The organism is Planomonospora algeriensis, from assembly GCF_977012225.1.
Genome location: NZ_CDRNDK010000271.1, coordinates 1 through 8,881 on the forward strand (window position 1 = coordinate 1; position 8,881 = coordinate 8,881).

The 8,881-nt window shown below is 71.4% G+C and carries 8 protein-coding genes; 4 read left to right on the forward strand and 4 right to left on the reverse strand.

Going from position 1 to position 8,881, the window contains the following annotated elements:
- Window positions 1–40 precede the first annotated feature (40 nt).
- The 4 genes from ACWJ6R_RS23970 to ACWJ6R_RS23985 form a co-directional block, all read right to left on the reverse strand.
- The gene (locus ACWJ6R_RS23970; protein ID WP_449064397.1) at window positions 41–1,549 is read right to left on the reverse strand and encodes a CoA-acylating methylmalonate-semialdehyde dehydrogenase; all 1,509 of its coding nucleotides are present in this window, start codon (window positions 1,547–1,549) and stop codon (window positions 41–43) included.
- A 141-nt stretch (window positions 1,550–1,690) separates the two neighbouring features.
- Window positions 1,691–2,992, reverse strand: a complete 1,302-nt coding sequence (locus ACWJ6R_RS23975; protein ID WP_449064390.1) for an aspartate aminotransferase family protein — start codon at window positions 2,990–2,992, stop codon at window positions 1,691–1,693.
- Window positions 2,993–3,061: 69 nt separating this feature from the next.
- Entirely contained in the window at window positions 3,062–3,976 is a 915-nt protein-coding gene (locus tag ACWJ6R_RS23980; RefSeq protein WP_449064391.1) for an MFS transporter, read from the reverse strand.
- Entirely contained in the window at window positions 3,952–4,590 is a 639-nt protein-coding gene (locus tag ACWJ6R_RS23985; RefSeq protein WP_449064392.1) for an MFS transporter, read from the reverse strand. Before ACWJ6R_RS23985 ends, ACWJ6R_RS23980 begins: the two co-directional genes overlap by 25 nt.
- Window positions 4,591–4,645: 55 nt before the next feature.
- Between ACWJ6R_RS23985 and ACWJ6R_RS23990 the strand changes: the two genes are divergently transcribed.
- The 4 genes from ACWJ6R_RS23990 (at window position 4,646) to ACWJ6R_RS24005 (ending at window position 8,700) form a co-directional block, all read left to right on the forward strand.
- Window positions 4,646–5,389, forward strand: a complete 744-nt coding sequence (locus ACWJ6R_RS23990) for a TetR/AcrR family transcriptional regulator C-terminal domain-containing protein (protein ID WP_449064393.1) — start codon at window positions 4,646–4,648, stop codon at window positions 5,387–5,389.
- A 60-nt stretch (window positions 5,390–5,449) separates the two neighbouring features.
- Window positions 5,450–7,075, forward strand: coding sequence for a PucR family transcriptional regulator (locus ACWJ6R_RS23995; protein ID WP_449064394.1), 1,626 nt, complete (start codon window positions 5,450–5,452; stop codon window positions 7,073–7,075).
- A gap of 162 nt (window positions 7,076–7,237) precedes the next feature.
- Entirely contained in the window at window positions 7,238–8,284 is a 1,047-nt protein-coding gene (locus ACWJ6R_RS24000) for an SPOR domain-containing protein (protein ID WP_449064395.1), read from the forward strand.
- Window positions 8,239–8,700, forward strand: a complete 462-nt coding sequence (locus tag ACWJ6R_RS24005) for a phosphodiester glycosidase family protein (protein WP_449064396.1) — start codon at window positions 8,239–8,241, stop codon at window positions 8,698–8,700. The genes ACWJ6R_RS24000 and ACWJ6R_RS24005 overlap by 46 nt, the downstream gene beginning before the upstream one ends.
- Window positions 8,701–8,881 lie beyond the last annotated feature (181 nt).

Below are 8,881 nucleotides of genomic sequence, written 5' to 3' on the forward strand. Positions count from 1 at the left end.
TCCCCGGCGGGCGGGGGCGGCCGCGGCGGGCCCGGGAGGGCTACGCGTTGGTCGGGAAGCCGAGGTTGACCCCGCCGTGGCTCGGGTCGAGCCAGCGCGACGTGACGACCTTGCCCCGGGTGTAGAAGTGCACCCCCTCGGTGCCGTGCACGTGCGTGTCCCCGAAGAGCGAGGCCTTCCAGCCGCCGAAGCCGTAGAACGCCATCGGCACCGGGATCGGCACGTTGATGCCGACCATGCCGACCTCCACCTCGTTCTGGAAGCGCCGGGCGGCGCCGCCGTCGTTGGTGAAGATCGCGGTGCCGTTGCCGTACTCGCCGCCGTTGATCAGCGCCAGGCCCTCCTCGTAGGAGGAGACCCGCACCACCGCCAGGACCGGGCCGAAGATCTCCTCGGTGTGCACCCGGGAGCCGGGCGGGACGTGGTCGAAGACGGTGGGGCCGAGCCAGAAGCCGGGCGTCTCCGCCGCCGCGCCGCCGCCGAGGACCGGGGTCCGCCTGCCGTCCACCACCAGCTTCGCACCCTCGGCGGCACCCGCCTCCAGGTAGGAGACCACCTTGTCGCGGTGAGCGGCGGTGATCAGCGGGCCCATCTCGGAGCGGGGGTCGTCACCGGGGCCGACGGTCAGCTCCTCCACCCGGGAGACGATCTTCTCCACGAGCTCGTCGCCGATCGGATCCACGGCCAGCACGACGGAGATCGCCATGCAGCGCTCGCCTGCCGAGCCGAAGCCCGCCGAGACCGCGGAGTCCGCGACGAGGTCGAGGTCGGCGTCGGGCAGGACCAGCATGTGGTTCTTGGCCCCGCCGAGCGCCTGGACCCGCTTGCCCGCGGCGGATCCCCGCTCGTAGACGTAGCGGGCGATCGGGGTCGAGCCGACGAACGAGACGGCCTTGACGTCCGGGTGCTCCAGCAGCCGGTCCACCGCCTCCTTGTCGCCCTGGACCACGTTGAAGACCCCGTCCGGCAGTCCCGCCTCCGCCCAGAGGCGGGCCAGCAGCAGCGAGGCCGACGGATCCCGCTCCGAGGGCTTGAGCACGAACGTGTTGCCGCAGGCGATCGCGACCGGGAACATCCACATCGGGACCATGGCCGGGAAGTTGAACGGGGTGATCCCGGCGACCACGCCCAGCGGCTGGCGGATCGAGTAGGAGTCGACCCGCGTGGAGACGCCCTCGGAGAAGCCGCCCTTGAGCAGGTGCGGGATGCCGCAGGCGAACTCCACGACCTCCAGTCCTCGGGCGACCTCGCCCAGCGCGTCGGAGTGCACCTTGCCGTGCTCGGCGCTGATCAGCGCGGCGAGCTCGTCGCGATGGGCGCGGACCAGCTCGCGGAAGCGGAACAGCACCTGCGACCGCCTCACCAGCGAGGTGTCCCGCCAGCCGGGGTAGGCCGCCGCGGCCGCGGCCACGGCCGCGTCGACCTCGGCGGCCGTGGCGAGCCGTACCCGCCCGGCGACCTCCCCCCTGGCCGGGTCGAAGACCTCCGCCGTGCGGCCGGTGCCCGCGACTGCGGTTCCGTTGATCCAATGGGTGACGTTCTTCACGATCCTGCGCTCCCTGCGCACCCGCGGCACGCTTCTTCCGCGCCCTGCGGCACGCTTCTTCCGCGCCCTGCGGCGCGATGCCTCCCGCACGCCTGCCCGGTACGGCGCTCCCGCGTACCGGCGTGCGGCGTCCTGCCGGTGCGCCTACGGCGCGGCGACCTCCGCGTCGACGGTCTCGAGCGCGGCGACCACGATCCCGAGGCCCTCGGCGGCCTCCTCCGCGGTCAGGGTGAGCGGCGGGGCCATGCGCAGCACGTTGCCGTACAGGCCGCCCTTGCCCGCGAGCAGGCCCGCCTTCCTGGTCTCCTCCATGAACCGGGCCGCGAGCGCCGGGGCGGGCGCGCCGGTCGCCGGGTCGACCAGCTCGACGGCGAACATCAGGCCCTTGCCGCGCACGTCCCCGACGATCGGCAGGCGTGTCGCGGCCTCGCGCAGGCCGTCGATGATCAGTGTGCCGGTCCGGGCCGCGTTCGCCTGCAGGTCGTGGTCGAGCACGTAGTCGAGGGTCGCGTTGGCCGCGGCCATGGAGATCGGGTTGCCTCCGAAGGTGGCCAGGCCGGTCGCGTGCAGGGCGTCCATCAACTCGCCCCGGGCGACGACGCCGCCCACCGCGAAGCCGTTGCCGAGGCCCTTGGCGAAGGTCATCATGTCCGGCGTGACGCCGTGGTTCTGGATGCCGAAGAAGGCCGAGCCGGTACGGCCCCAGCCGGTCTGCACCTCGTCGGAGATGAACAGGATCCCCTCGGCGTCCAGGACCTCCTTGTAGGCCGCGAACAATCCGTCGGGCGCCATGGTGAACCCGCCCACGCCCTGGATCGGCTCGGCGATCAGCGCGGCGACGTCGCCGGCGGCGGCGGTGGCGAGCACGTGGCGCAGATCCTCGACGCAGGCGGCGATGTAGTCGGCGTCCGACATGCCGCGGAACTGGGCGAGGTGCCGGTCCGCGCCGTGCAGGAAGTGCACGTTCAGCGGCGAGAGCGAGTTGTTCTTCCACGCCCGGTTGCCCGTCACGCCGATCGCGCCGAAGCTGCGGCCGTGGTAGCTCTGCCGCATGGCGAGCACCTGGTCGGACCCGCGCGCGTAGGTGGCCAGCAGCAGCGCCGTCTCGTTCGCCTCGGTGCCGGAGTTGGTGAAGAAGACCTTCGCGTCCTCGATACCGGAGAGCCGGGCGATCTTCTCGGCCAGCTCGACCTGGCCGCGGAGCAGGTAGACGGTGGAGGTGTGCACCACGCCGGTGGCGAGCTGCCGCTCGACGGCCTCGCGCACCTCAGGCACGTCGTAGCCGATCATGTTGGTCAGGATGCCCGCGAAGAAGTCCAGGTAGGTCTTCCCCGACGCGTCGACGACCCGGTTGCCCTTGCCGCCGACGATCTCGATGGGCTCGTTGTAGTAGAGGGCCAGCCAGTTGGGCATGACCGCCCGGTGACGCGCGAGAAGGTCCGACATGCATCGAGTATCCCTGCCCGCGCTCACCTCTCCTATCGGCAGACTGTCGGAAAAATCGGCGGTCGCCCGTCAGGGTGTAAACCCCGCGCCCACCCCCTGCTCCTCCCTCTCCGCCTCAGCCCCGGCCCCCGCCCTCGGCGCGGGCCGGATCACCGCCAGGGCCAGGGCCGCGGCCGCGACGCAGAACCCGATGCCCACCCATGAGCCGAAGGACATGGCCGAGACGAACGCCTCCCGCGCGGCCCCCATCAGCTCCGGGTCCCCCAGCAGGCCGGCGCCCGCGATGGACTCGCGGGCGGCGGCCGGCGCCCCGGCGGGCATCGACGAGGTGTAGACCCCGGCGAGCACGCTGCCGAGCACGGCGACGCTCAGCGCCATGCCGACCTGCTGGACGGTGTCGTTCAGCGCCGAACCGACTCCCGCGTGAGCGGGCGGCACCGCGCCCATCAGGGTCGCGTAGGCCGCCGGCCCCGCGAGGCCGCCGCCGACCCCCATGACCATCAGGCCGGCGATCAGCATGCCGTACCCGCTGCCGGCGGTCAGGAAGGCGAGCACGCCGAATCCGAGGCCCATGACGCCCAGACCGACCGCGATGAGCACCCGGTTGCTGACTTTCTGCCCCAATCCGGCGCCGACCGCGTTGAACAGCGCCGCGGCCACCGCGTACGGCAGCAGCGCGAGCCCCGCCTTCATGGGGTCGTAGCCCAGCACGAACTGCAGGTACTGGGTGAGCATCAGCAGCAGCGCGCCCGTGCCGAACGACATCAGCACGATCGAGAACGAGGCTCCGCTGAAGTTCCGGTCGCGGAAGAGCTCCAGCGGGAGCATGGGATGGTCCGAGCGCCGCTCCCAGAGCACGAAGGCGCCGAGCGCGAGCACGGCCAGCGCCGCGGCGGCCGGCACCGGCCCTCCCGTCAGCCCCTCGGACGGCAGGGAGATGACCACGAAGACCAGCGCGCTCATGCCCGTGGTGGACAGGACCACCCGGCCGGGTCGAGCCGCCGCGCCGGGCCGCGCGACTCGGGCATCAGCACGACCGCCGCCGCGCCGGCCACGATCGCGACGGGCACGTTGAGCAGGAAGATCGATCCCCACCAGTAGTGCTCCAGCAGGAAACCGCCCAGCGTGGGACCGGCGATCACGCCGACCATCGCCACCGCGCTCCACGCCGCGATGGCCTTGCGGCGCTCACCCTCGTCGAAGACGGTGATCAGGATCGACAGCGTGCTCGGCATCAGGATGGAGCCGCCGACGCCCATCAGCGCGCGGGCCGCGATGAGCTGCCAGGGCTCGGTGACCACCACGGCCACCAGCGAGGCCCCGCCGAACAGGACCAGGCCGATGATCAGGAAGCGTTTGCGGCCGTACCGGTCGGAGAGGCTGCCCGCGGTGAGCAGCAGACCGGCGAAGACCAGGATGTAGGCGTCCAGGATCCACTGGATGTCCGCCGGTCCCGCGCCGAGGTCGGTCATCAGGGACGGGATCGCCAGGTTCAGGACGGTGTTGTCCACGACCAGGACCAGCAGGCTCAGGCACAGGACCCCGAGGATCCACCAGCGCCGCGGATCACGCTCTTCTCGTACAGTGTTCGATTCCACTCGCACACTGTACGACGAATCTCGTACGGTGTGCGAGTGCATTTATGCTGGAAGGGTGCATCAGCCCATCGACTCGGTCTGGACCCGCGAGCCCAGGACCTCCAAGAGCCCGACGCTCAGCCGCGAGCAGATCGTCCGCGCCGCGATGGAACTGCTCGACGCCGAGGGCGTCGACGCGCTGAGCATGCGCCGCCTGGGCGCGAGACTCGGCTCGGGCGCCACCAGCATCTACTGGCACGTGGCCCACAAGGACGAGCTGCTCGAACTCGTCATGGACGAGGTCTACGGCGAGGTCCCGCTACCCGATCCGGAGGTCGTCGGCTGGCAGGACGCCGTCACGGTCTTCGCGTACGGCCTGCGCGAGGCGCTCTTCAAGCACCCCTGGGCGATCTCCCTCATCAGCACCAGGCCGGCCCTCGGCCCCAACGCGATACGCCGGGCGGCCTTCATGGCGACCGCCTTCGAACGGGCCGGCTTCACCGGCCTGGAACCGGACTACGCGAGCGCCGCCCTGCTCTCCTACGTCCTCGGCGCGACCGCGCCCGAGATCGCCTGGCAGGCCATGACCGACCGCTCCGGGCTGAACGGCGAAGAACTGGTGGACGCCATGCACGAGACCGTGCGCCGGGCGGCCCGCGACCACCCCGACCTCATCAGCCGCCACGAGCGGTACCGTGACCACGACGCGGACGTCACCCGCGCGATCAGCTTCGACTTCGGCCTCACCTGCCTGCTCGACGGGATGAAGGCCCGGCTGGCACGGAACCCGGGCTCACTCACCGAGACCGGCGGCGAGTAGTTGACGTAACGTAAAACACCAAGCAGACATATTTACACATTGATCGGTTATTCTCGGTGAGTGCTGCCCACCATCGCCGATGTGCTCGCCCTGGACACCGTCCGCCGGGGGAATCCCCGGGTCGTCGCGGGAGCCGACCGGCTGGACACGCGGGTGCGCTGGGTCCACGTCGGCGAGGTCACCGACATCGCCCACCTGCTGCGCGGCGGCGAACTGGTGCTCACCACCGGCATCGCCCTGCCCGACGACCCGGACAAGCTCACCGGCTACATCACCGGCCTGGCGGCCGTCGGCGCGGCCGGGCTGATCGTGGAGCTGGGCCGCAAGTTCATCGGGGAACTCCCCCGGCCCGTGGTCGCCGCAGCCGAGGAGCACGGCCTGCCGCTGGTCACGCTGGCCCGCGAGACCCCGTTCGTGCAGATCACCGAGTCGGTGCACGCCCGGATCATCGACCGCCAGCTGGAGGAGCTGCGCGCCTCGGAACAGCTCCACGAGGTCTTCACCGCCCTCTCCGTCGAGGGCGCCTCCCCCGCGGAGATCCTCGCGCAGGTCTCCCGGCTCTCCGGCCGCCCGGTACTGCTCGAGAACCTCGCCCACCAGGTGCTCGCCTGCGAGTCCGCCGGGCAGGACACCCGCACGCTGCTGTCCAGCTGGGAGAGCCGGTCCCGCGCCGTCGTCTCCGATCAGCGCACCTCCTACGACACCGCCTCCGGCTGGCTGGTCACCATGGTCGGCGCCCGGGGCCAGGACTGGGGCCGGCTGATGCTGCTCTGCGAGGCCGAGCCGGGCCCCCGTGACATCGTGCTCGCCGAGCGCGCCGCGATCACGCTGGCCCTGGGCCGCCTGCTGGAGCGGCACCAGGAGTCCTTGGAACGGCAGGCGCACGGCACGATCATCTCCGGCATCCTCAGCCACGCCTACGCCGATCCCGACGAGGCCGCGGCCCGCGCCCGCGCGGTCGGCGTACCGCTCACCGGCCGCAAGCTGATCAGCGTGGTGCTCCGCCTCGCCGAGTCGCCCGAGAACCCCTCGGACGGCCCTGAGCAACTCGCCAGGCTCGTCGAACTCGCCGACGCCGCCGCCGGAGCCTGCCGCGCCGCCCGCTTCCCCGCCCTGGTCGGCGCCCTGGACCAGAACCGCGTCGGCGTCCTGCTCCCCCTGCCCCCGCGCGCCCTGGCCGAGCCCACGCTGACCGCTCTCTCCGACCGCCTGCGCGCCGCCTTCGCCGCCCCGTTCGTGCTCGCCGCCGGCTCGGTCGTCGAAACCGTCCGCGACGTACGGCGCAGCTTCCTCGAGGCCGAGCAGGTCGCCGACGTCGCCGTCCGGCAGCCCGACGGGCGGGCCTTCTACCGCCTGCCCGACCTGCACCTGCGCGGCCTGCTCCATCTGCTGCGCGACGACGCCCGGCTGCAGACCTTCGCCGAGCGCGAGCTCGGCCCACTCCTGACCCACGACGCCCAGCGCGGCGGCGACCTGGCCCGGATCCTCCGCGTCTACCTGGACTCCGGGCGCAACAAGGCGGTCGCGGCGCAGAAGGCCCACCTGTCCCGGCCCGCCTTCTACGACCGGCTCCGCCGCCTGGAGCGCATCCTCGACGCCGATCTGGACGACGTCGAGACCTGCCTCTCCCTCCACGTCGCGCTGCTGGCGCTGGAGTCCTTCCGCCGGGACGTCCCACGCTCCTGAGACCTCGGCGTCGTCCCGCATCGCCCGGCGATGACGCGAACGCAGATGATCTCATACCAGAAACATCACTTTCTCAGCCTGTTTCGCGTGTTTCACCGTCATTGACAGGTAGATCTCGGCACCATGGTGCACCGAAGTCAGGTCACCAAGGGGGAGATATACATGTCACGACGTCTCATCGCCGGGCTCGCGGCCGTGGCGATCACGGCCACGGCGATTCCAGCGGAAGCCGAGCAGGCGGGGACGTCCTTCCCCTCCTCGGCGTTCCCGCTCGGCGAGCCCGGGGCGCCGATCAAGAACCAGCGTGCGGTGGCCCCCGGGGTCGACCTCTTCAGCGTGACGCACGGCACGCCCACCCAGGGATGGACCGTCTCCCTGCTGATGCCCAACGGGCACGACAACGGCTCGCTGGCCACCGCCCAGGCGAAGGCGGCCGAGGCCGAGGCGGCCGGTTTCACCCCGAGTGTCCTGAGGATCGTGCAGCCCGCCGCCGCGGACGCTCCCCCCGTGGAGCGGTACATGGTGCGGATCGGGCTGTGGACGTTCAAGCAGCGGGCCAAGGCCGACAAGGTGGTCAAGGAGCTCAAGGCCGCCGGGATCCGCGCCAAGACCGACTTCCTCGGTGACGACGGCGACCAGACCACCGGCCCGTGGGACATGCGGGTGGTGATGGTCGACCCGAAGGTCTTCAAGGGCTCCTACCGGACCAGCGTCGGCACCAGCGTGGCCAAGCGCGAGACCACCTCCTCGATGTCCAAGCTCAACAAGGCCATCGCGGGCGTCAACGGCGGGTTCTTCAACATCCACACCGCCAAGGCGCTCCAGGGCGACCCCGTGGGCGTATCGGTGGTGGGCGGGAAGCTCCTCAGCGAGGGGACGCCGGGCCGGAGCGCGCTCGTCATCACCGGCAGGAAGGCCTGGATCACCGAACTGCGCTCGGCGGTCACCGCGGTCTCCTCCGACGGGACGAAGGTCGAGGTCAAGGGGGTCAACAGGGCCGCCGCCGCGGACGAGCTCGTCCTCTACACCGAGGAGTTCGGCGCCAAGACCGCCACGGACGGCGGCGCCGAGGTCGTCGTCGACGCCCAGGGCAGGATCGTGAAGGCCCGCGCGCCGGCGGCGTCGTCCCCCGCGGGCACTACGTCCTCCACGGCACCGGCGTCATGGCCGACTGGCTGCACGAGCACGCCTGGGAGACCTGGACCATGAAGCTCGACACCAAGGTCGTAGACCTGAGGACGGGAAGGGCCGTACGGCTCACCCCCCAGACGTACGTGATGGGCGGCGGAGTCGGCCTGCTCAGGAACGGCCGGGTCAGGATCAGCGCGGCGGCCGACGGGCATGCCTCGGTCAACATGATGCTCCGGCGCCACCCGCGCACGATCGTCGGCGTCAACAAGTCGGGCGGACTGATCCTGGTCACGGTCGACGGCCGCAACCCGGGCGTCTCCGTCGGCGCCTCGATGGTGGAGGCCGCGCAGATCATGCGCTGGCTGGGCGCCAAGCAGGCCATCAACTTCGACGGCGGCGGCTCGACCGCGATGGTCGTCGGCCACAAGGTCGTCAATCGGCCCTCCGACGGCCGGGAACGGACCATCGGGGACGCGCTGTTCATCACGCCCTGACCGATCGCTGATCGCTTTTCGGGTCCCGTCCTCCGGGGCGGGACCCTAATCACGTGGAGAGGGTCCCGGGAAGCCGGGAAGAGACCCGGCGAACGAGGAAAGGCCGGCGTCGGTCCGGAACCGCCATCCCGACCGCCCGGAAACCCGAGAACACCCGGGGACGAAAGAAGGGCCGCCCCCG